The organism is Allobosea sp. BK604 (genome assembly GCF_004341515.1).
GTDB lineage: Bacteria > Pseudomonadota > Alphaproteobacteria > Rhizobiales > Beijerinckiaceae > Allobosea.
Genome location: NZ_SLZF01000018.1, coordinates 16,687 through 38,968 on the forward strand (window position 1 = coordinate 16,687; position 22,282 = coordinate 38,968).

The following is a 22,282-nucleotide window of genomic DNA, read 5'->3' on the forward strand; positions in this document are numbered from 1 at the left end:
CATGACCGTCCATGGAAACCGGCCGCTTCAACATGATTCCGAAATCGTTCCTGCTCGGGCTGGCGATGCTTGCGCTCGCCGCCCTGCCGGCGCGGGCGCAGGTGCCGGCGCCCGAACAATTCATCACCGAGGCTGCGATCTCCAACATGTTCGCCATCGAGGCGGGCACGATGGCGCTGCAGAAGAGCAATTCCCCGGAAATCAAGAAATTCGCGCATCAGGCCGTGAGCGACCGCACCACGCTCGGCACCGGCCTGCGCCAGATCGTGGCCAAGCGCACCGGCATCAGCGCGCCGGAGATGCCCGACGACAAGCGCCAGGCGATCCTGCGCCAGCTCGGCAATCTCCAGGGTCCGGAATTCGACCGCGCCTATGTGCAAGCCCAGCAAGCGGCCAACGAGGAGGCGGAAGCCCTGTTCGCGGCCTATGCCGAGCGCGGGTCCGACGCAGAGCTGAAGAGCTTCGCCAGCAAGAATCTCGCGACCTTGCAGGACTATGCAAGGCAGGCCAAGGCATTGCCGGCCACCGACTAGATCATAGGACCGGATATCCGGTCCTATGATCTAGCTTCTTGTTTTCGCATCGGCTTTACCGAAAACCGCAATCCACTTTTCGGGCCGATGCGCTCGCTCAATCTTTCAGAGCGGCCAGAGATACATCACGAACGTCTCCGCCTCGCGGCAATGGCGTTCATAGAGCCGGCGCGCCGGCAGGTTATGCGGCTCGGTACCGACCCAGGCCTCCTCGCAACCAAGCGCCTTGCCATGCACGAGCATGGCGTCCAGCATCCGCTTGGCGATGCCGCGCTGCTGCCAGGCCGGCGTCACCCCGACCTCGTCGATATACAGCTCCGTCGGCTTGTCGGGATGGCGATGGATGACGGCCGCGACCTGGCCGATGATCTCGCCGCCGGCGAGCGCGACGACCATCGGATGGCCGGGCTCGGCGAGATAGGCCTTGAGGCGCTCGGGATGGATCGGCTCGTCGAAGACATCCTCGGCGACGCGGCCGAAAAGGCCGGCATCGCCAGGGGTCACCAGCTTGATCTCGACGTCCATCCCCACTCCCCCTTCGGCCACGACCGAAAATTGGTTCACCGGCGCAGCCGCCGCCAGCCTCTTATCGCTTTTTCGCAGCCACCTTGCGCTTGCGCTCCGCCACGAGTTCGGCGGCGCGGAAGGAGGCGATACGCTCGATCAGTCCGGTCGGGACCGGTCTCGTCAGGGCAAAGCGGATCGTGCCCTTCTCGACCTCCCATTCCGCGAACTCGTCCTTGAAGGCGGCGACCAGTCCCTCGGTGACCGGATAAAGCGAATAATGCTTCTTCCAGCCCGAAAAGTAGATCGCCGCGCCGCCCTCCAGCTTGTAGGCGGGGATCTGGTAGGAGATCACCTCGTCGGCGTCGGGCAGCGCCTTGCGGATGGCGCTCCGAATGGTTTCGAGGATCCCGCGCACGGCCTCGGGCTGGGCGGCGATATACTCGTCCACCGACTTGAAATCGGTCTTGGCCATCACGCGCGTCCTCTGGCTTGACAGTGCGGGGCTGCTCGCCTCCGTTTGCGGCAAAACAAAGCATAAGGGGACATGCCGGTCATGCTGACCTTGCGCCAGATCGAGGTGATCCGCGCCATCATGATCACCGGCACGATCGCCGGGGCGGCAAAGCTGCTCAATGTCTCGGCGCCCGGCATCAGCCGGCTGATGAAACATACCGAGCGCTCGCTGCGGCTGAAACTCTTCGAGCGCCGCCATGGCCGCTATGTGCCGACGCCGGAGGCCAACGACATCTTCGAGCAGATCAACGGCGTCTACAAGAAGGTCGACGACCTGCATTACACGCTGGCCCGGATCGAGCGCGGCGGCGATGTCGAGCTGCGCCTCGGCTCGGTGCCGAGCATCTGCCATGTCATGGTGCCACGCGCGATCGAGCGGCTCAGGCGCAAGCATCCCGACCTGCGCATCGACATCAACATCCTGAAGATCGAGGAGGCGCTCGACTATCTCCTGCTCGGCAAGGGCGAGATCGCCGCGATGAGCTACAAGCTCGACCATCCCGGCATCGACTTCATGCCACTGGCGATGGGCGAATTGCTCTGCATCGTGCCGCAGGCGCATGAGCTCGCGAGCCGCCCCGTCATCTCGGCGAAGGAGATCGTGCGCCACGAGCTGATCGGCATCGACCCGAACGACCCTTACGGCCGGATCATGAGCGAGATCTTCGGCCGGCAGGGCTTGGCCTATGACATGCGGATCAAGGCGCGCTTCGGCACCACCGTGTGCTCGCTGGTCAGGGCCGGGCTCGGCATCGCGGTGATCGACCAGTTCACCGTGGCGCATGACTCGATGCAGGGCATCGTCGCGGTACCGATCGCGGAGCCGACGCAGTTCCAGACCTATGTCGCGATCAAGAACGACAAGGCGCCCTCGCTCTATGCCGAGACCTTCGTGAAGCTGCTGCGCGAAGAGATGAATGCCGTGGTATCGCCCCGTCGGGAGACATCGCGGTTCGGCATCGCCCAAAAGATAACATCGGGTTAGGTAATCACGATGGATTGGTTATCGCGTTATGAAGCCAAATCTGTCTAAGTGAGCTATGGCAACGCCCGCTTCACAGACGGGTGAGCCGAGGGGAAGAAATGGCGGCATTTGCCACAGCGAAGAAGGCGCAGCGCCTGCTGCTCGGCCTGATCGGATCGCCGGTCGGGCATTCGGCCTCGCCGGCCATGCATGAGGCGGCGGCGCGGGCGGCCGGGCTCGAGGCGCATTACCATCTCATCGAAGTCGCCGGCGCCGGGCGCACGGATCTCGCCGTGATGCTGGAGGGCGTGTGCCGGCTCGGCTTTGCCGGCGTCAACATCACCTATCCCTACAAGGAGGCCGTGGTCCCGCTGCTCAACGCGCTCTCACCGGCGGCAGAGGCGATAGGCGCGGTGAATACGGTCGTGGTCGATGACGGCCAGCTCATCGGCCACAACACCGATGCGAGCGGCTTCGCCACCGCCTATCGCGCGCTGAAACGTCAGGACGGCGAGCGGCCGGTCGCGATCATCGGCGCGGGCGGCGTCGGCCGGGCGATCGCCTTCGCGCTGAGCTCTTGCGGGGTGACGCGGCTGCGGCTGTTCGATCTCGACCGCGAGCGCGCGACCGCGCTGGCGCGGCTGCTGGAGCGGCGCGTCGATATCGAGATCGCCGGCAGCGTCGCGGCCGCCGTCGAAGGCGCCGCCGGCATCGTCAACTGCACGCCGCTCGGCATGCTGCCCAACCGCGACATGCCGGTGCCGCCGACGCTGATCGACGCCTCGCAATGGGTGGCGGACGCGGTCTACTACCCGCTCTGGACGCCCCTGCTCCTCGCCGCGCAGAAGGCCGGCGCGACGGTGATGACCGGGCGGGAACTGGCCATCCACCAGGCGCTCGACGCGTTCCGGCTGTTCACCGGGATCGAGGCCTCCGAGCGGGCGATGAGCGAGACCTTCGACAGGATCATGGCGGAGCGGGCTGGGGCGGAACGCGCCGCATGAGGAAGACCCCGGCTGGCGCATCGGTCCGAAACGTGGATTGCGGTTTTCGGGAAAAGGCCGATGCGACTGATCCAAGAGCCGGGCGCGACAAGAAACAGAGATGAGTGGAGGAAGCAACACCATGAAGATGCAATGGATTCTGGCCGCCGCGCTCGGCGCCCTCAGCCTGCCGGCGCTGGCGCAGGACAAGGTCAAGCTGGTCGACGTGGTCGAATTGTCGGGCGCGGGCGCCACCGCCGGCACCAACTGGAAGAACGGCATCGATCTCGCCGTCGCCGATATCAACGCCAAGGGCGGCATCCTCGGCAAGCAGATCGAGATCGTCCATTACGACACGCAGACCAATCCGGGGAACAGCCGCGCCGCCGTGCAGCGCGCCATCGACGAAGGCGCCTATGCGGTGCTCGGCCCGGTCTTCTCCGGCCCGATCGGCGCCTCCATGCAGATCGCCCAGCGCGCCGAGATCGCGCAGCTCGTCGGCGGCGAGGCCGCCAACCTGACCAAGCAGGGCAACCAGTACCTGTTCCGCACCTCGCTCAGCCAGACGGCGGCGATGCCGAAGATCGCCAAATACCTGAAGGATACCGTCAAGGCCGGCTCGGTCGCGGTGGTCTGGGTCAATAACGACTTTGGCAAGGGCGGCCGCGACGCCATCATCCCCGAGCTCGAGAAGTCCGGCATCAAGGTCGCCGTCGACATCCCGACCGAGCAGGGCCAGGCCGATTTCGCGGCCGACGCGATCAAGGTCAAGAATTCCAATGCCGACGCCGTCTTCGTCTACCTGAACGAGGAGGAGAGCGCCCGCTTCCTGCGCGCCGCCAAGCAGCAGGGCATCACCAAGCCGATGATCGGCGAGACCACGCTGCTCGGCGCCAAGGTGATCGAGCTCGCGGGCGATGCCGCCAACGGCGTCAAGGGCCATGTCGGCCTCTCGATCGACGCGCCGATCCCGGCCTTCCAGGAGTTCGGCAAGAAGTTCCAGGCGAAGTACAACTACGCCTCCGACCATAACGGCCTGAAGGGCTACATGGCCGTCTACATGGTCAAGTGGGCGACCGAGAAGCAGAAGAAGTTCGACAAGAAGGGCGTCGCCGATACGCTGCGCGGCGCGACGATCAAGCCTTCGGACGAGCCGGGCATCCTGATGGAGACCACGATCGAGCCGAATGGCGATCTCGACCGCGAGAGCTTCCTGGCCGAGGTCAAGGACGGCAAGCAGGTGATCACGGCGACGCTGCCGAAGATCAAGCCGTAAGGCCCGAAGCGCTGGCGTCATTGCGAGCGCAGCGAAGCAATCCAGTAAGACCGGGTGCCCGGCGGCCCTGGATTGCTTCGTCGCTACGCTCCTCGCAATGACGGATTTGTCCTGTCCCGCCGCTGCCGGTGGCTGGACCACCGCGTTTCGGAGAAACGTGGAAAATGCTCTAGCAGAGCGAGACAAGCCATGGCCGAATTCATCGCCTATCTCATCGCCGGCATCGCCACGGGCGCGATCTATGCGCTGGCCGCGATCGGCTTCACGCTGGTCTGGCAGACCTCGCAGACGATCAACTTCGCCCAGGGCGAGTTCGTCATGCTGCCGGCCGTGCTCGTCCTGCTGGCGATCAAGCTGTTCGGCGCGCCGATCTGGCTCGGCGCGCTGATCGGCATCGCCGCCTTCATCCTGATCTTCGGCGCCGGCTTCAAGCTCGCGGTGGTCGATCCGATGATCCGGCACGGCGTGCTGCCGCTCGCCATCGCCACCATGGCCCTCTCGATCATCATGAAGGAAGGCGCCAAGGACGCGTTCTCGGCCGAGGCGCAGAATTTCCCCTCCTTCGTGCCGACCGAGACGATCTCGGTGCTCGGCGCCTCGATCTCGCTGCAGCATGTCGCGATCATCATCGTCGCCTTCGCCGTGATCGGCCTGCTGCAATGGTTCGTCGGCAGCACCAGGCTCGGCCGGCAGATGCAGGCGACCGCGCAGAACCCGACGGTCGCCCGCATCCTCGGCATCCCCGTCGAGCGCATGGTGCTGCTGACCTTCGTCATCAATGCCGCGCTCGCCGTCGTCGCCTCCGTGCTGATCTCGCCGATCTACCTGGCGAAATTCTCGAATGGCGAGGTGATCGGCCTGTTCGCCTTCATCGCCGCCATCGTCGGCGGCTTCAACCAGGTGCGCGGCGCGCTGGTCGGCGGGCTGCTGGTCGGCATCGTCGACAGCCTTGCGGCGGCCTATATCTCCGCCTCCTATCGGCTCGCCGTGCCGCTTATCCTGCTCGTCGTCATCATCCTGCTCAAGCCGGAAGGCCTGATGGGCCGCAAAGAGGAGCGCCGCGTATGACCGCGCCCGCAACCCACGGCTCCGCCACGCCACGCCAGAGCCGCATCGCCGCCCTGCCTGCTTCGGTCGACGGCATCCTGGTCACGCTCGTCCTCGGCGCCGTCATCCTCTGGTTCGCGCCGGTCGGCATGGGCCGCTACGGCACCTATGTGCTCTCGCTCTGGCTGGTGATGAGCATCGCCGTGATGGGGCTGAACCTGACGCTCGGCTATGCCGGCCTGAAATCGCTGGCGCAGGCCGCCTTCATGGGGCTCGGCGCCTATGCGACGGCGCTGCTGACCGGCAAGCTCGGCATGAACTGGTACGCCGCCTTCGCGATTTCGGGGCTGATCACCTTCGCGGTCGGCCTGCTGCTCGGCTTCCCGGCGCTGCGCGTGCAGGCGCATTACCTTGCCTTCGTCACGCTCGCCTTCTCGACGCTGATCTGGCTGATCCTGCGCAACGAGCAATGGCTGACCGGCGGCGTCTTCGGCCTCTCCAACATCCCGCGCCCGAGCGTCTTCGGCCTGAAGCTCGACGGCGCGCTCGCCTTCCATCGCTTCGTCGTGGTGGTGACCTTCATCCTCGCCATCGCGCTGTGGTGGATGATCCGCTCGCCCTGGGGCCGCGCCTTCATGGCCCTGCGCGAGAACCCGGTGCGGGCGGCGAGCCTCGGCGTCGACACGCGCATGTACACCTTGCTCGCCTTCGCCATCGGCTCGGCCTATGCCGGCTTCGCCGGGGCGCTCTATGCGCCGCTGGTCGAGTTCATCGACCCCTCGCCCTTCTCGCTGTCGCAGAGCTTCTTCCTGCTGCTTATGGTGGTCGCCGGCGGCTCGGGCTACCTGCTCGGCCCGTTCATCGGCGCCCTGCTCGGGGTGGTGCTGCCGGAATGGCTGCGCGTCGTCGGCTCGCTCTACCTGATCGTCTTCGCCACCATCGTCATGCTGCTGCTGATCGCCTGCCCGCAGGGCGTCAGCGGGCTGCTCGAGCGCGGCTGGGCGAAACTCACCGGCAAGAACAATCTCGCCAAGACCGGGGCGCGCTGATGGGACAGGTCCTCGAAGTCTCCAACATCCACAAGGCCTTCGGCGGCATCAAGGCGGTGAACGGCGTCTCCTTCGGCGTCAACGAAGGCGAGATCCTCGGCATCATCGGCCCGAATGGCTGCGGCAAGTCGACCCTGTTCAACTGCATCCTCGGCCAGCTCGAGCCGAGCGAGGGCTCGGTGAAGCTGGACGGCAAGGAGGTCACGGGCATGCGCCCCTCCGAGCTCAACCGGCTCGGCGTCAGCCGCACCTTCCAGTTGCTGCAGGTCTTCCCCGAGCTGTCGGTGCGCGAGAACCTGATCCTCGCCGGGCAGGAACATGAGGGCACGATGCTCTCGCGCTTCTTCGGGCGGCGCGATGCCGGGCTCTCCGAAAAGGCCGACAAGATGATCGGCTTCTTCAAGCTCGGCCATCTCGTCGACGCCAAGGCCGGCGGGCTTTCCTATGGCCAGCAGAAGTTGCTCGACGCCGCGATGGCCTTCATGGCCGGCCCGCGCCTCGTGCTGCTCGACGAGCCGGCCGGCGGCGTCAATCTCACCATGCTCGGCGACCTGAAGGAGCGGCTGCGCGCCATCAATGCCGAGCAGGGCGCGACCTTCGTGGTGATCGAGCACAACATGGATTTCGTCATGTCGCTATGCACCCGCGTGCTGGTGCTGGCGGAAGGCAAGGTTCTTGCTGAGGGGAGTCCGGCGGAGGTCAGGGCGAACCCGCAGGTGATCGAGGCCTATCTGGGACACTGAAACGGCCACGTCATTCTCGGGCGAAGCGAACGCAGACCCGAGAATCTCCTGCAGGAGAGGCTCGGGACAAGCCCGGGCATGACGCGCAAGACGACGGGAGAAACGTGATGGACAGTCACATCCTCGAACTCGACGGCGTGGTCGGCGGCTACGGCGCCATGACCATCCTCAACGGCACCACGTTCAAGGTGAGGCGCGCCGCGATCACCACCGTGATCGGCCCCAATGGCGCCGGCAAATCGACCGTGTTCAAGGCGATCTTCGGCCTGCTGAAAGTGCGCGAGGGCCATATCCGGCTCGAAGGCAAGGAGATCACCAACTGGAACCAGCGCCGGCTGCTGGAGGCCGGCATCTGCTACGTGCCGCAGGGCCGCAACATCTTCCCGGAACTGTCCGTGCGGCACAATATCGAGCTCGGCTCGGTCGCGGCCCACAGCCATATCACCGACATGCCCCGGCGGCTCGAGGCCGCGCTCGACCGCTTTCCGGCGCTGCGCCGCAAGGCCGACCAGCAGGCCTCGACCCTGTCGGGCGGGGAGCAGAAACAGCTCGAGATCGTGCGCGGCCTGCTGCTCGACCCCAAGCTCGTGCTGATCGACGAGCCTTCGATCGGCCTCTCGCCGATGATGGTGCAGGAGACCTTCGGCATCCTCAGGGATTTGCGCTCGCGCGGCGTCACCATCCTGATGGTCGAGCAGAACGCGCGCTCGGCGCTGGAGATCTCCGACGAAGGCCTGGTGCTCGAACTCGGCCAGACCCGGATGCAGGGCCCGGCAGCCGAGATCCTCGCCGACCCGCGCGTCGGCCAGCTCTTCCTGGGCGGCGCGATGACGGAGGCGGCGTGATGACGGACAAGGCGCATCTGCCCTTCTTCCCCTGCGGGAACCTGCCCTTCTCCCCCTGCGGGAGAAGGTGGCTCGGCGTAGCCGAGACGGATGATGGGTCGCGCGACCTTGCTCGTCCCTATCGGCAGGCGTCGCGCGAGGCGGCAGGTCGCATTTCCGTGGAAGGGCCAGCTCGATGAGCGCAAAGCTCCAGATCGCGCTGATCGGCGCCGGGCTGATCGGGCGCGCGCATCTCACCCGGATCGAGGCCTCGCCGGATTGCGCGATCGCCGCGATCTGCGACCCGACGGAAGCGGCGCAGGCGCTCGCGGCCGAGCGCGGCGTGCGCTGGTTTCCCTCGCAGCGCGAGATGCTGGCGCTGATCAAGCCGGACGGCGCGATCATCGCGACACCCAATGCGCTGCATGTGCCTGGCGCCATCGACTGCCTGGAAGCCGGCGTTCCCGTGCTGGTCGAGAAGCCGCTGGCCGAGAGCGTCGCCGCGGCGCAAAGGCTGATCGATGCGCAGGCGCGGACCGGCATCGCCGTGCTTGCCGGCCATCACCGCCGCCACAACCCGATCGTAAGGGAAGCCCGCCGCATCGTGCAGGGCGGCGAGATTGGCCGGCTGGTCGCCGTCAACGCGCTCTTCCTGATCCGCAAGCCCGACGATTATTTCGAGGTCGCCTGGCGGCGCGAGCCGGGCGGCGGGCCGGTGCTGATCAACCTGATCCACGATATCGACAACCTGCGCTTCATCTGCGGCGAGATCGCGAGCGTGCAGGCGATGGTGTCCAGCGCGACGCGTGGCCTTGCCGTCGAGGATACCGCAGCGCTGATCTTCCGCTTCGCCAATGGCGCGCTCGGCACGGCGACGGTCTCCGACGCGACGCCCTCGCCCTGGAGCTGGGAGCTCAGTTCAGGCGAGAACAAGGCCTATCCGCAGCGCGACGGGCATTGCTACCTGATCGCCGGCAGCGAGGGCTCGCTCGCCCTGCCGAAGCTCGAGCATTGGCGCTACGAGGGCAAGGCCGGCTGGTGGGAGCCGCTCTCGCAGAGCGATCGCGGCGTCCCGGCCGTCGAGCCGCTCGCCGAACAGCTCCGACATTTCTGTGCGGTGATCCGCGGCGAGGAACAGCCGATCACCAGCGCCGCCGATGCGGCTCAAACGCTCGCCGTGGTCGAAGCCGTGAGCGAAGCGGCAGCGACCGGCAGCATCGTCTCACTCTCCGATCCAAGCTTCAGCGGGATGCGCGCGGCATGAACCCGACCTCGATCGCCACCGTTTCCCTCAGCGGTGATCTCGCCGAAAAGCTCGCCGCCATCGCCTCGGCCGGGTTCGATGCGGTCGAGGTCTTCGAGAACGATTTCCTGACCTTCGACGGCAGCCCGCGCGATGTCGGCAGGATGATCGCCGATCTCGGCCTCAGGATCGCCGCGTTCCAGCCCTTCCGCGATTTCGAGGGCATGCCGGAGCCGCTGCGTGCTCGCGCCTTCGCCCGGGCCGAGCGCAAATTCGGGATCATGAACGAGCTCGGCGCCGAGCTGATGCTGATCTGCTCGAATGTCTCGCCGCAGGCGCTGGGCGGGATCGACCGCGCCGCCGCCGATCTGCACGACCTCGGTGCGCTGGCCGAGAAGCACGGCGTCAAGGTCGGCTTCGAGGCGCTCGCCTGGGGCCGGCATGTCAGCGACTATCGCGACGCCTGGGAGATCGTGCGCCGCGCCGGCCATTCCAGTATCGGGCTCATCCTCGATTCCTTCCACACCTTCGCCCGCCGCTCGCCGCTGGGGCCGATCGCCTCGATTCCCGGCGACCGCATCTTCCTGGTCCAGCTCGCCGATGCGCCGCAGCTCGAGATGGACGTGCTGAGCTGGAGCCGGCATTTCCGTTGCTTCCCCGGCCAGGGCGACCTGCCGGTCGCCGATTTCGTCAGGGCGATCGAGGCGACGGGCTACAAGGGGGCGCTGTCGCTGGAGATCTTCAACGACCAGTTCCGTGCCGGCTCGGCGCGCCGGCTCGCGACGGACGGGGTGCGCTCGCTGATCCAGCTTGCGGACCAGATCGAGCCGACCCTGCCGCCGCGCGCGCATTGCCTCGGCGTCGAGTTCATCGAGTTCGCACTCGACGAGGAGACCGCGCATGAGCTGGCAAATCTCCTGTCCGCGCTCGGCTTCCGCCAGACCGGCACGCATCTCAGCAAGGCCGTGACGCGCTGGAGCCAGGGCGGCATCAACCTCGTGCTCAACACGGAGAAGGACGGCTTCGCCCAGTCGCATGCGATCATGCACGGGCCCGGCGTCTGCGCCATCGGCCTGCGCGTCGCCGATGTCGGCCAGGCGATGGCGCGGGCGCGCGACCTGCGCATTCCCTCCTTCGAGCAGCCGGTCGCGGCGGGCGAGATGCAGATCCCGGCCATCCGCGGCGTTGGCGGCTCGCTGATCTATTTCACCGAGCCGAAGGGCGATCTCGGCCATGTCTGGGAGAAGGAGTTCGTCGCTTCGGCCGAGGCGCAGGCGTCCTCGCCGGCGCTGCTGACCAGCGTCGACCATATCTCGCAGTCGATGGACTACGAGGAGATGCTGTCCTGGCTGCTGTTCTACACCGCGCTGTTCGAGCTGGAGCGCATTCCGCAGACCGCGGTCGCCGACCCGGCCGGGCTGGTCGAGAGCCGGCCGATCATCAGCCATGACGGCGCCGTGCGCTTCGTGCTGAACGGCTCGCAGGCACAGCGGACGCTGTCCTCGCGCTTCGTCTCCGAGCATTTCGGCTCGGGCGTGCAGCATATCGCCTTCGACGCGCCCGACATTTTCGCGGCGGTCGACGCGATGCGGGCGGCGGGACTGTCATTCCTCGACATTCCCGAGAACTATTATGAGGATCTGGAGGCGCGGCACGGGCTCGACCCTGAGTTCATCGACCGGCTGCAGGAGCACCATATCCTCTACGACCGCGACGGCGAGGCCGAGTTCCTGCAGGTCTATACCCATGTCTTCGCGCAGCGCTTCTTCTTCGAGATCGTCGAGCGGCGCGGCGGCTATTCCGGCTTCGGCGCGGTCAACGCGCCGGTCAGGCTGGCTGCGCAGGCCCGCGAGGCGCGGCCCGTGACGGTGCCGCGGCCGCTGCGAGAGCTCTGAGATTCCCAAAGACCCTTTAGTAGGAGCGCGGCAGGCCGAGTACGTGCTCGGCGAGGTAGGACAGGATCAGGTTGGTCGAGATCGGCGCGACCTGATAGAGCCGCGTCTCCCTGAACTTGCGCTCGACATCATATTCCTCGGCGAAGGCGAAGCCGCCATGGGTCTGGACGCAGGCCTCGGCCGCCGCCCAGGACGCTTCCGCCGCCAGCAGCTTCGCCATATTGGCCTCGGCGCCGCAATCGAGCCCGGCCTCGTAGAGCCGCGCTGCCTCGCGCACCATCAGCTCGGCGGCGCGCATCTGGGCATAGGCCTTGGCGATGGGGAATTGCACGCCCTGGTTCTGGCCGATCGGCCGGCCGAAGACGACGCGCTCGCCGGCATAGGCGCTCGCCTTCTCGATGAACCATTTGGCATCGCCGACGCATTCCGCCGCGATCAGGATGCGCTCGGCATTCATGCCGGAGAGGATGTAGCGGAAGCCCCTGCCCTCCTCGCCGACAAGGTTCTCGGCGGGAACCTCGACATTGTCGAAGAAGACCTCGGTGGTGGAATGGTTCATCATCGCGCGGATCGGGCGGATGCTCATGCCGGCCTGGCTGGCGGCGCGCATGTCGACGATGAAGACGGACATGCCGTCGGTGCGCTTGGCCACCTGATCCTTCGGCGTGGTGCGGGCAAGCAGCAGCATCAGGTCCGATTGCGCGGCGCGCGAGGTCCAGACCTTCTGGCCGTTGACCACGTAAACATCGCCCTTGCGAGTGGCGAAGGTCTTGATCGAGGTCGTATCGGTGCCGCTGGTCGGCTCGGTGACGCCGAAGGCCTGCAGGCGCAATTCGCCGCGCGCGATCGCCGGCAGGTAGCGCTGCTTCTGCGCCTCGCTGCCATGCCGCAGCAGCGCGCCCATGATGTACATCTGGGCATGGCAGGCGGCGCCGTTGCAGCCGGCGCGCTGGATCTCCTCCAGGATCGCCGCGGCGGCCGACAGCGGCAGACCGGCGCCGCCAAACTCTTCGGGAATCAGGGCGGCGAGATAGCCGGCCTCGGTCAGCGCCGTCACGAACTCGGCCGGGTAGCGCTGCTCGCGGTCGAGCTTGCGCCAGTATTCGCCGGGGAAACCGGCGCAGAGCTTGCGCACCTCCTCACGGATCTCGGCATGGTCGGCAGCGGGCTCGCGCATCGGTCGGTCTCGTCTCGGAACTGGCGGGCGGAACAATCGGGCTGATAAGCTCGCAGGACAAGCTGCAGCATCTGACCGGATCGATATCCGCTCCGGATGCTGCAGATCGTGGTCATGCATCGAGGAAACGCCGTGAAGATCCGCGCCGCCGTCCTGAACGCCAGCCCCGTCGCCGCGCCCTATGCGCAGACAAAGCCGCTCGCAATCGAGGAGCTGGAGCTCGCCCCGCCCGGCCATGGCGAGGTGCTGGTCAGGATCCGGGCCGCGGGCCTCTGCCATTCCGATCTCTCGGTGATCGACGGCAACCGGCCGCGCCCGGTGCCGATGGTGCTCGGCCACGAGGCCGCGGGCGAGGTGGTCGAGCCCGGGCCGGGCGTCGACAACCTCGAGAAGGGCGACCGGGTCATCATGGTCTTCGTGCCCTCCTGCGGCCATTGCGCGCCGTGCAGCGAGGGCCGGCCGGCGCTGTGCGAGCCGGGCAATGCCGCCAATGGGCGGGGCGAGCTGATCGGCGGCGGCAAGCGGCTCTCCGCCAATGGCAAGCCGGTGAACCATCATATCGGCGTCTCCGCCTTCGCCGAGCATGCGGTGATCTCGCGCCGCTCGCTGGTGAAGGTCGAGGCCGAGATTCCGCACGAGATCGCGGCACTCTTCGGCTGCGCCGTGCTGACCGGCGTCGGCGCGGTGGTGAACACGGCCAAGGTCAGGGCCGGCGAGAGCGTCGCCGTGGTGGGTCTCGGCGGCGTCGGCCTCAGCGCCCTGCTCGGCGCGGCAGCGGCCGGCGCCTCGCGCATCGTCGCGGTCGACCTCGCCGAGGACAAGCTCAGGATCGCACGCGAGCTCGGCGCGACCGATACGTTCAACGCCGCCGATCCGGACGTGATCGACAGGATCAAGGCCGCGACCAGGGGCGGCGTCGACCATGGGCTGGAAATGGCCGGCTCGGTGAAGGCGCTCGACCTTGCCTACCAGATCACCCGACGTGGCGGCACGACGACGACTGCCGGGCTCGCGGCGCCCTCGCATTCGCTCTCGCTGGCGCCGGTCAAGCTCGTCGCCGAAGAGCGGACGCTGAAGGGCTCCTATGTCGGCAGCTGCATCCCGCTGCGCGACATCCCGCGCTTCATCGAGCTCTATCAGCGCGGCAAGCTGCCGGTCGACAAGCTCCTGACCAGCACCAGCGGGCTCGACGGGATCAACGAGGGCTTCGACGCCCTGGCGGAAGGCCGCACCATCCGGCATGTGATCGTGATGTGAGGCCGCGCCCTTCAGACGGTCCCGAAGACCGGAGCTGTCAAAGCGGCAACAACGCGTCAGGCTTCACGTCGCCGATCGATGCGTAAGTGTGCGTTTCCCTGACGCCTGGAAGCGGCAGGATGACCCTCTGCAGGAAGTCCTGAAATGTCGCCATGTCAGCTATTCGTGCTTTGACCAGGTAGTCGAAACCACCAATCACCATATGGCATTCGATGATTTCGGGTGCCTTCGCAACAGCGTCCGCGAAGCGGTCGAAGACGTGCGGGGCGGTATGATCGAGCCTCACCTCGATGAAGACGAGCGTGCCGCGTCCGATCTTAGAGGGTTCGAGCACGGCCCGGACGGCGCGCATAAAGCCTTCACTGAAAAGACGCTTGATGCGCTGCGATGCGCCGGTCGGTGACAACCCGACGCGTTGGGCGAGGTCGAGCACGGTCCGACGACCATCTTCCTGCAACAGCCCCAGCAGCATCCGGTCGACGCGGTCCAGATCACTCATATTGGATTCGCACCCTTTTGGGCCAAGAAGCGTGACAATCACGCAAACTCATCGAAATCAGCATATTTCATCACGCCGGTTTGCCGCAATACGGTTTGAAAGGCACTGAACGCCTGGCCGGAACGAAGGCAAGCAGCATCATGGACAGCACACAACCTGCCTCGAGCAATCACGCAAAGGGTGAGATCAGGATTCTCTCGCTGAGCGAAGCGGAGGTCAAAGAATGTATCGACCTCCGCAACCTGCTCGACGCATTGGCGGAGGGTTTCAAAGCACTATCCGACGGTCATGTCGCCAATCCGGCGCGACCGCAGCTCGATATTCCCGGTGCAGGCTATTCGCTGGCGATGCCGGCCTGGATGAAGGGCATGCATTTGACCGTAAAACTGGTCAATGTGTTCGAAGGGAATATCGCCCGGGGAATCCCAAGCCACCTCGCGACAATCCACCTCTTCGATCCAGAAACAGGCGCGCCTGTTTGCATGATGGATGGCACCTACATCACGGCCGTACGCACGTCCGGCTCGGCCGTCCTTTCGGTGCGGGAGCTCGCCAGGCGCAATGCCAAGGTCGCGACCGTCGTGGGCGCCGGCGTTCAAGCCAGCCAACACCTTCACCTGTTGCCGCTCGTTCGGGATTTTCAGGACATCCGGGTCGTCTCGAAGGATTTTGCCGATGCGCAGGCGCTGGCTTCACGCCACCCAGGTGTCACAGCCGTCGAGGACCTCGAGGCCGCGGTGCGCTCTTCGGATGTCGTGTGCCTCGCGACGCATTCCTACGTCCCGGTGATATCCGCGGAATGGGTTCGACCGGGGACGCATGTGTCTTCGGTCGGCGTCGCGCCACCCGGCGGCGAGTTGCCGATCGACCTGATCGCTCGCGGCAAGCTCTTCGTCGAGGCGCGGGACTCCTTCTTGCCAACACCGGTGGGTTGCTGCGAACTTGCAAATATCGATCCGGAGGCAGGCACCGACCTTGGTGCGATGTTGCTGGGGCAGCGACCAGGCCGGACGTCAGATCAGCAGATCACGATCTACAAGGCCATGGGCGTCGCCATGGAGGATATGGTGGCCGCCGACCTCGCATACCGCGAGGCCAGACGCCTGGGTGTGGGCCACGCTATGTCTCTCTAAGGCACTTTCGAGCGACGCGGATAACGGTTCGCTCGAGAATACGCTAGTCGCTCGCGACGGCGGGACGTGGCGCGAGCGTGGCGGCGAGAGCCGCCACGAGCGTGAGCGCGGCCGCCAGCCCGGCCAGGGCCGCGAAGCCCGCGGCGGCGTAGATCGGCCCGAAGCCCGCCGTCCCCACGAAGAGCGCCAGATAGGTCACGCCGCTATTGAGGCCCATGATCGCGCCGCGGCGGCCGGGATCGAGCGCGGCAAGCCGGACGATCAGGACGTTCAGGGCGGCATGATTGGCCATGCCCCAGCCGAAGACCACCGCGAGCAGGGCGGCATAGGACGCAGCAGCCAGGGCCATCAGCAGATAGATGCCGCAGACCGCGAGGAAGAAGGCCGGCAGCAAGCGGGCCGGTCCGAGACGGTCGATTGCCCGATCGAGGAAGGTCGTCGCGCCGAAGCCGAGGCCATAGCACAGGGCGAGCAGCCCGCCGGCGCTGACCGGCAGGCCGAGCGCATGGTGCAGATGGTCGCCGACATAGGCGTAGACGCCGTAGAACGAGGCCATGAAGGCGGCGCAGGCGCAAAGCAGCGGCGTGATGCCCGGCACGCGCAGCGCCGAGAGCGGCGATTGCGCCGGGCGCGCGGATGCGCCGCTTGCGCCCAGCGTCGCGGTGCCGGCGATTGCCGCCAGGCCGGCGACAGCGACGATGCCATAGACCATGCGCCAGCCGACCATGTCGGCGATCACGGCCGAGAGCGAGACGCCGGCGACCATGCTCAGCGTCCAGCCGAAGAGGACGACGCCGAGCGTATCGCTCTCGCGGCCAGACGGAGCCGCCAGCGCGGCAAGCGTATAGATCGACGGCAATGCGAGGCCGGCGGCGAGGCCGGCCAGGAGCTGTGCGGCGACGAAGGCGGAGAGAATGGGCGCTGCCGCGCTCGCCGCGAGCGCGGCCAGGAAGACCAGCAGGGCGAAGCGCAGCACCCTGCCCGGCCCGAAACGGTCGATCAATCCGCCGAGCAGCAACGCGCTCGCCGCCGTGCCGATGCCGAAGGCGGCCGAGGCCGACATCACCGCCGGCACGTCGCTGGCGAAGCTCGCCGCCACGCGCGGCGCGATCGGCCCCAGCGCGAGCGAGTTCGCGCCGATCAGGCCGATGCACAGGCAGAGCGCATAGGCCGCGGCGGGAATCCGGGGCGAGGCCGAGATTGTTTGATCTGTATTCGTCATTCCCGCAGAATGGCCGAATGATATTCTGGTTCAACGGAGAATTCTCGGATGCTCGGAAAAACAGATGGGGTTCGGCGCAACCGCGGTTCCGATCGCGAACTCGATGCGATGGACCGAAAGCTGTTAGGCGTTCTCGTCGAGGACGCGACCACGAGCTATGCCGATCTCGGCGAGCGCGTCGGCCTGTCCCCGCCCGCAGCTCATGAGCGGGTGAAGCGGCTGCGACGCTCGGGCGCGATCAAGCGGGTCGCTGCCTTGATCGAGCCGGAGGCGACCGGCAAGACGCTGCTAGCCTTCGTTCATGTCGACACGACCGGCTGGGGCAAGACCACGGCGCTCCTCGCCGTCGAGTCCCATCCGGAGGTGGAGGAAATCCATTCGGTCGCGGGCGATACCTGCATGCTGCTGAAGGTGCGCACCGAGAGCACGCATGCGCTCGAGGGCCTGCTGGCGAAGCTCTACGACGTGCCCGGCGTCACCGCGACGCGCAGCTATGTCGTGCTGTCGACCTATCTGGAACGCCCGGTCCAGCCGGGGATCACCCAGGAATGGCCGCGGCGCGTCAAGGGCTGACGGCGGGCTGCCCCGCGGGTCATTCTCGGGCAGAGCGAAGCAGAAAGGGGCTCCCTGTCACGGGTGCCCCTCCTTCACGAGATGCTCGGGTCGAGCCCGAGCATGACGGCTGCCCTCAGCCGTGCTTGTGCACGATCGTCTTGGTGACCGCGAATTCTTCCAGCGCCATAAAGCCCTTCTCGCGGCCATGGCCGCTCTTGCCCATGCCGCCGAAGGGCAATTCGATGCCGCCGCCGGCGCCGTAGCCGTTGATGAAGACCTGGCCGACGCGGACGCTCTTGGCGACGCGCTGCTGGCGCCCGCCATCCTTCGTCCAGATGCCGGCGACGAGGCCGTAGGACGTCGCATTGGCGAGCTTGATGGCGTCGGCCTCGTCATCGAAGGGGAAGGCGGAAAGGACGGGGCCGAAGACCTCCTCCTGCTCCAGCCGGTTGCCGCGCGGCACCGGGCCGAACAGGGTCGGCGTGACATAGAAGCCGCCATTGGGCACGCCCTGCGCGATCTGGCCCTCGGCTATGACCGGAATGCCCTGCTCGCGCGCCTGATCGACAAAGCTCTGCACGCGGCTGCGCTGCTTCGCGTTGATCACCGGGCCGCAATCGAGGTCCATTTCCGGCGTGCCGGCGCGCAGCTTGACGAACTCCCTGGCGACCGCGCCGATAAAGTCGTCATAGACCTGCCTCTGCACCAGCACGCGGCTGCCGGCCGAACAGGTCTGCCCGGTGTTCTGGACGATGGCCTTGCAGACGATCGGCACGGCGGCGTCGAAATCGGCGTCGCTGAAGACGATCTGGGGCGACTTGCCGCCGAGCTCGAGCGTGCAGGCGATCAGGTTCTCGGCGCAGGCCTTCTGCACCAGCTTGCCGGTCTCCGGCGAGCCGGTGAAGGACATGAAGCCGATTCCGGGATGGGCGGCGAGCGCCGCGCCCGCCTCATGGCCGCGGCCGGTGACGATGTTGATCGCGCCATCGGGGAAGCCGACCTCGGTGGCGAGCTCGGCGAGGCGCAGCGCCGTCTGGCAGGCTTCCTCGGCCGGCTTCAGCACCACGGCATTGCCCATGGCGAGCGAAGCGGTCAGCGAGCGGCCGAACATCTGCGCCGGATAGTTCCAGGGCAGGATATGGCCGGTAACGCCATGCGGCTCGTGCACGACATTGACGCTGTAGCCGTTGAGGAACGGGATGACATGGCCGTGCACCTTGTCGGCCGCGCCGCCATAGAACTCGAAATAGCGCACGGTCGCCTCGATATCGGCGCGCGCCTGCGCCATCGGCTTGCCGGTATCGCGCGCCTCGATCTTCGCCAGCTCGTCGAAATGATCGGCTGCCTTGGCGGAGAGCTTCGAGATCAGCCGGCCGCGCTCGGCGGCTGTCAGCTTGCCCCAGGCGCCCTCATAGGCCGCGCGCGCCGCATTGACGGCATCATCGATATCCTCGGCGGTGCCGCAGGCGATGCGGGTGAACTCCTCGCCGGTCGCGGGCGCGAGCACGGCCATGGTCTCGCCGCTGCGGCCTGCGACCCGACGGCCGTTGATGAAATGGGTCATGGGGCGTCCTTCCAAATCCGTTGGCCAAGCTTCGAGCATGGCGCGAGCGGCTTTGGCAATGGTCGGGGCGATGCCGGGATGCCGTTGCCGCGTGCACTCGTGGCAGGGCTCGCGCTATTGACGAGTGGCGCGGGAGCCTTCTCGTTACAGGAGAGGGTTTCCCGCGCCTTTTTAAAGTTGGGTTCGAGACAGACATGACCATCGACATCGCCGCGCTCAGCAACTGGATCGGCAGGAGCGAGGACGCTTCCGACATCGTCACGAAGCGGCTGGTGCAGAGCTTCCAGGCGAGTTTCGCGCCCAATCTCGCTGCTCATCGCGAAGGCGAAGCACCGCTGGCGCTGCACTGGTGCCTGGCGCCGCCGATCTCGCCCATGTCCGCGCTCGGCCCGGACGGGCATGCGGCGAAGGGCGAGTTCCTGCCGCCGGTGCCGCTGCCGCGCCGGATGTGGGCGGGCGGGACGATCGAGACGCTTCAGCCCCTGCGCATCGGCGAGGAGGTCACGCGCCGCTCCGTGATCGGCGACGTCTCCTACAAGGAAGGCCGCAGCGGGCCGCTCTGCTTCGTCGCGGTCGACCATGAGATCCTGACGCCGCGCGGCCTTGCGCTGCGCGAGCGCCACAACATCGTCTATCGCGAGGCGGCGAAGCCGGGCGCCCCGGCCCAGGCAGCGCCCGCATCGGTCGAGCCGCGCCCGGCCGACCTGACCTGGGAGGTCGAGAGCTCGCCGGTCTTCCTGTTCCGCTATTCGGCGCTCACCTTCAACGGCCACCGCATCCATTACGACTTCCCCTATGTGACGCAGGAGGAAGGCTATGGGGGGCTGGTGGTGCATGGGCCGATCCAGGCGACGCTGATCATGAACATCATCGCGACGCTCTCCGGCGGCGAGCCGATCCGGCTCGATTATCGCGGCCTCGCTCCCCTGATCGCCGGCGCGCCGTTCAAGGTGAAGGCGAAGCGCCTGCCGGATGGCGCCATCGCGGCCTGGACCGAGGGGGACGATGGCGGCGTGCGCATGGAGGGGATGAATAGAGCCGGCTAATCAACTTTTATCCCGGCACTCCCACTTCGCTCGAAAATGCACCGCGCCCGAAGGTCCTGACGAATGGCGAATGACGAGCGCACCAAGTTCATTCCCAGGAGAACGCCGGAATCCGCCGCCATGTCGGCAGAGGTCAGGCGAGCGATGGCGATCACCGCCGCTCTCAATCGCTTGCCCCCCGATGATGCGGATCAGATCCGAGTCTTGTTCAGCGATCTCATCGGCAGGACGGTCGACGCCAGCTTTGTGTTGCTACCGCCGTTCTATGCAACCGGCGGAGCCGATACCCGTGTCGGGCGCAACGTCTTCGTCAACCAGAACTGCACCTTCTACGACCTCGGCGGGCTCGACATCGGCGACGACGTGATGATCGGGCCCAATGTCAGCATCATCACGTCCGGCCACCCGCTTGCTCCCTCGCAGCGTCGCGCCGGCGTCGTCGCAAGACCCATCGTGATCGAGAGAAATGTCTGGATCGGAGCCGGTGCGATTGTCGTCGGCGGCGTCACCGTGGGCGAGAATTCGGTCGTGGCGGCGGGGTCAGTCGTCACCAGGGACGTTCCGCCGAACACCCTTGTCGGCGGAAATCCGGCGCGGGCCATTCATTCGATTGCGGAGTGACGAACAGATCGGCAACTGGCCGGGAGCCGGCCCGGACGCCGCCGACAGCTTCTGCGTGCCAGCGTTCTCCAGGTCAGATCGCGAGGGCGCAAGGCCCCCGCGACTATCATGGGCGATCAGCCAGCCATCAGCCTGTCGAAGACCGGCTCGGGATCATCGACCTCGACCAATCTCCTGCCTGTGATCACCCAGATCCGCGTTGCGACGGCGCGGATGAAGGCGCGATCATGGCTGACCAGCAGGCAGGCGGCTCCATGCTCGATCAACTCGTGTTCCAGCATATCCTGGCCTGCGACATCGAGATGGTTGGTCGGCTCGTCCAGCAGGTAGAAATTGGGCTGGACGAGACGCAGCAGGAGCATGGCGAGCCGCGCCCTCTGCCCGCCCGACAGCCGGGCGATGGGCGCGCCCTGGGCATCGCTGGCAATTCCGGCTCCGGCGAGCACGGTGCGCGCCAATTGATCGCCGAGATCGCTTGAGCGCTTGACCGCCTCCCAGGGCGTTGGCCAGGCATCGAGCTGCGAGAGCGCCTGATCGGAATAGCCGGCCTTCAGGCTCGCCGCGCCGCGGATGGCCGGGTCCGATCCGTCCAATGCTGCCCGCAACCGCCCGATCAGCCGTGTCTTGCCGGTTCCGTTGGCACCCAGCAGGGCGATCCGATCGCCATTTTCGATCCAGAGCTCCCCAGTGCGGAAGAGCAGCCGCCCATCCGGCGCGACGATCGCGGTGTCCTTGATCGCCAGGAGCGCCTTGGCATGGCTGCCGCTATTGGTCAGGCGGATTGCCCCCGCCGAGCGCTCCTTGTGTCCAGGCCGCGCGCTTTCCTCCAGCTTGTCGGCCCGCTCGGACAGCTGCCTGGTCTTGACCACCAGCAGGTCGGATCCGGAATTGATGCCGATATTCTTGAGCTTCGCCGCCTGCTGCCGCAACGCCTTGACCTTGCGCATGTCGTTCTCGAATCGTCTCTCCCTGGCCGCATCGCGCTGCTCCAGAGCCTGCAGGGCGCGCGCATAGGGCAGGACGAAATCAGCGCTGTCCTGCGGCCGCAGGAACAAGGTGCGCGTGCTGGTGTCGTCGAGAAACGCACGGTCGTGGCTCGCCGCAACCACGGCGCAATCACGCGGCAACGCGGCGAGGAAGCGCTCCAGCACGCCGATCCGCTGAAGATCGAGATGGTTGGTCGGCTCGTCGAGCAGCAGAAGATCGGGCTCGACCACGGCGGCCCGTGCCAGAAGCATGACCCGCTGCCAGCCGCCGGACAGGCCACGAACCGGTCGATCGCGCAGGGCCTCGTCGACGGCGAGATCATCCAGCAGGACATCCACCCGCCAGCTCTCGGCCTCCGCGGTCGCGGCGTCCAGCGCATCGCGCACCGCCTCCTGCAGGCTCAGGGACATCAGGCGCTCGGGCGGGTCTTGCGGCGCCAATGCCGTGACGAGGCCGCGCGCGCGGGTCACGCTGCCGGTGGTGGCCTCGTCCTCGCCGGCCATGATGCGCAGGAGCGAGGATTTGCCGCGGCCATTGGCGGCGACGAGGCCAAGGCGGTCGCCTTTGGCGATTGAGAGATCGAGCCCGGCAAACAGGGGCGAGCTGCGGACGAGCGAAAGGCCTTTGATGGCGATCAGGGACAT

The 22,282-nt window shown here is 66.7% G+C and carries 22 protein-coding genes; 15 read left to right on the plus strand and 7 right to left on the minus strand.

What is annotated here, in order from left to right; all coding sequences use genetic code 11:
• Positions 1-11 precede the first annotated feature (11 nt).
• Positions 12-533: a DUF4142 domain-containing protein gene (locus tag EV560_RS35250; protein WP_131860556.1), complete on the plus strand. Its 522-nt coding sequence runs from the start codon at positions 12-14 to the stop codon at positions 531-533.
• A gap of 105 nt (positions 534-638) precedes the next feature.
• On the opposite strand, the gene EV560_RS35255 is transcribed toward EV560_RS35250, so the two are convergent.
• Together EV560_RS35255 and EV560_RS35260 are read right to left on the minus strand one after the other, a co-directional pair.
• Entirely contained in the window at positions 639-1,058 is a 420-nt protein-coding gene (locus tag EV560_RS35255; protein ID WP_131860557.1) for a GNAT family N-acetyltransferase, read from the minus strand.
• A 61-nt stretch (positions 1,059-1,119) separates the two neighbouring features.
• Entirely contained in the window at positions 1,120-1,512 is a 393-nt protein-coding gene (locus EV560_RS35260; RefSeq protein ID WP_131860558.1) for an iron chaperone, read from the minus strand.
• Between the two features lie 81 nt (positions 1,513-1,593).
• Between EV560_RS35260 and EV560_RS35265 the strand changes: the two genes are divergently transcribed.
• The 9 genes from EV560_RS35265 (at position 1,594) to EV560_RS35305 (ending at position 11,577) form a co-directional block, all read left to right on the plus strand.
• Entirely contained in the window at positions 1,594-2,538 is a 945-nt protein-coding gene (locus EV560_RS35265; protein ID WP_131860579.1) for a LysR family transcriptional regulator, read from the plus strand.
• Between the two features lie 98 nt (positions 2,539-2,636).
• Positions 2,637-3,521 (plus strand): shikimate dehydrogenase, encoded by an 885-nt coding sequence (locus tag EV560_RS35270; protein ID WP_131860559.1) that lies wholly within the window; start codon positions 2,637-2,639, stop codon positions 3,519-3,521.
• Positions 3,522-3,642: 121 nt separating this feature from the next.
• On the plus strand, positions 3,643-4,776 hold the full coding sequence (locus tag EV560_RS35275; RefSeq protein ID WP_465247070.1) for an ABC transporter substrate-binding protein: 1,134 nt from the start codon (positions 3,643-3,645) through the stop codon (positions 4,774-4,776).
• 189 nt (positions 4,777-4,965) lie between these two features.
• Positions 4,966-5,844, plus strand: coding sequence for a branched-chain amino acid ABC transporter permease (locus tag EV560_RS35280; protein WP_131860560.1), 879 nt, complete (start codon positions 4,966-4,968; stop codon positions 5,842-5,844).
• The gene (locus tag EV560_RS35285; RefSeq protein ID WP_165923785.1) at positions 5,841-6,872 is read left to right on the plus strand and encodes a branched-chain amino acid ABC transporter permease; all 1,032 of its coding nucleotides are present in this window, start codon (positions 5,841-5,843) and stop codon (positions 6,870-6,872) included. The genes EV560_RS35280 and EV560_RS35285 overlap by 4 nt, the downstream gene beginning before the upstream one ends.
• The gene (locus EV560_RS35290) at positions 6,872-7,615 is read left to right on the plus strand and encodes an ABC transporter ATP-binding protein (RefSeq protein ID WP_131860561.1); all 744 of its coding nucleotides are present in this window, start codon (positions 6,872-6,874) and stop codon (positions 7,613-7,615) included. The genes EV560_RS35285 and EV560_RS35290 overlap by 1 nt, the downstream gene beginning before the upstream one ends.
• 107 nt (positions 7,616-7,722) lie before the next feature.
• A complete protein-coding gene (locus EV560_RS35295; protein WP_131860562.1) occupies positions 7,723-8,460 on the plus strand; it encodes an ABC transporter ATP-binding protein in 738 nt (245 codons plus the stop codon).
• 175 nt (positions 8,461-8,635) lie between these two features.
• On the plus strand, positions 8,636-9,703 hold the full coding sequence (locus EV560_RS35300; protein ID WP_131860563.1) for a Gfo/Idh/MocA family protein: 1,068 nt from the start codon (positions 8,636-8,638) through the stop codon (positions 9,701-9,703).
• Positions 9,700-11,577: a bifunctional sugar phosphate isomerase/epimerase/4-hydroxyphenylpyruvate dioxygenase family protein gene (locus EV560_RS35305; protein WP_131860564.1), complete on the plus strand. Its 1,878-nt coding sequence runs from the start codon at positions 9,700-9,702 to the stop codon at positions 11,575-11,577. The genes EV560_RS35300 and EV560_RS35305 overlap by 4 nt, the downstream gene beginning before the upstream one ends.
• Positions 11,578-11,593: 16 nt before the next feature.
• Here EV560_RS35305 and EV560_RS35310 read toward each other — a convergent pair whose 3' ends face one another.
• Positions 11,594-12,754: an acyl-CoA dehydrogenase family protein gene (locus EV560_RS35310; RefSeq protein ID WP_131860565.1), complete on the minus strand. Its 1,161-nt coding sequence runs from the start codon at positions 12,752-12,754 to the stop codon at positions 11,594-11,596.
• Between the two features lie 132 nt (positions 12,755-12,886).
• Here EV560_RS35310 and EV560_RS35315 point away from each other — a divergent pair, with 132 nt between their 5' ends.
• Complete coding sequence (locus tag EV560_RS35315) at positions 12,887-14,011, plus strand: zinc-dependent alcohol dehydrogenase family protein (RefSeq protein WP_165923786.1); 1,125 nt, start codon at positions 12,887-12,889, stop codon at positions 14,009-14,011.
• 37 nt (positions 14,012-14,048) lie between these two features.
• On the opposite strand, the gene EV560_RS35320 is transcribed toward EV560_RS35315, so the two are convergent.
• Complete coding sequence (locus EV560_RS35320) at positions 14,049-14,510, minus strand: Lrp/AsnC ligand binding domain-containing protein (protein WP_131860567.1); 462 nt, start codon at positions 14,508-14,510, stop codon at positions 14,049-14,051.
• Between the two features lie 140 nt (positions 14,511-14,650).
• Between EV560_RS35320 and EV560_RS35325 the strand changes: the two genes are divergently transcribed.
• Positions 14,651-15,643: an ornithine cyclodeaminase family protein gene (locus tag EV560_RS35325; protein WP_131860568.1), complete on the plus strand. Its 993-nt coding sequence runs from the start codon at positions 14,651-14,653 to the stop codon at positions 15,641-15,643.
• A 43-nt stretch (positions 15,644-15,686) separates the two neighbouring features.
• Here EV560_RS35325 and EV560_RS35330 read toward each other — a convergent pair whose 3' ends face one another.
• Positions 15,687-16,865, minus strand: coding sequence for an MFS transporter (locus tag EV560_RS35330; protein ID WP_131860569.1), 1,179 nt, complete (start codon positions 16,863-16,865; stop codon positions 15,687-15,689).
• Between the two features lie 48 nt (positions 16,866-16,913).
• Between EV560_RS35330 and EV560_RS35335 the strand changes: the two genes are divergently transcribed.
• Entirely contained in the window at positions 16,914-17,438 is a 525-nt protein-coding gene (locus EV560_RS35335) for an Lrp/AsnC family transcriptional regulator (protein ID WP_131860570.1), read from the plus strand.
• A 115-nt stretch (positions 17,439-17,553) separates the two neighbouring features.
• On the opposite strand, the gene EV560_RS35340 is transcribed toward EV560_RS35335, so the two are convergent.
• Entirely contained in the window at positions 17,554-18,984 is a 1,431-nt protein-coding gene (locus EV560_RS35340) for an aldehyde dehydrogenase family protein (RefSeq protein ID WP_131860571.1), read from the minus strand.
• Positions 18,985-19,178: 194 nt separating this feature from the next.
• On the opposite strand from EV560_RS35340, the gene EV560_RS35345 reads away from it, so the two are divergent.
• Together EV560_RS35345 and EV560_RS35350 are read left to right on the plus strand one after the other, a co-directional pair.
• Positions 19,179-20,030 carry an HTD2 family dehydratase gene (locus EV560_RS35345; RefSeq protein WP_248312368.1) on the plus strand — a complete coding sequence of 284 codons (852 nt, stop codon included), beginning with the start codon at positions 19,179-19,181 and terminating at the stop codon, positions 20,028-20,030.
• Between the two features lie 63 nt (positions 20,031-20,093).
• On the plus strand, positions 20,094-20,651 hold the full coding sequence (locus EV560_RS35350) for a sugar O-acetyltransferase (protein ID WP_131860572.1): 558 nt from the start codon (positions 20,094-20,096) through the stop codon (positions 20,649-20,651).
• Between the two features lie 116 nt (positions 20,652-20,767).
• Here the strand turns inward: EV560_RS35350 and EV560_RS35355 are convergent, their stop codons facing one another.
• A complete protein-coding gene (locus tag EV560_RS35355) occupies positions 20,768-22,282 on the minus strand; it encodes an ATP-binding cassette domain-containing protein (protein WP_131860573.1) in 1,515 nt (504 codons plus the stop codon).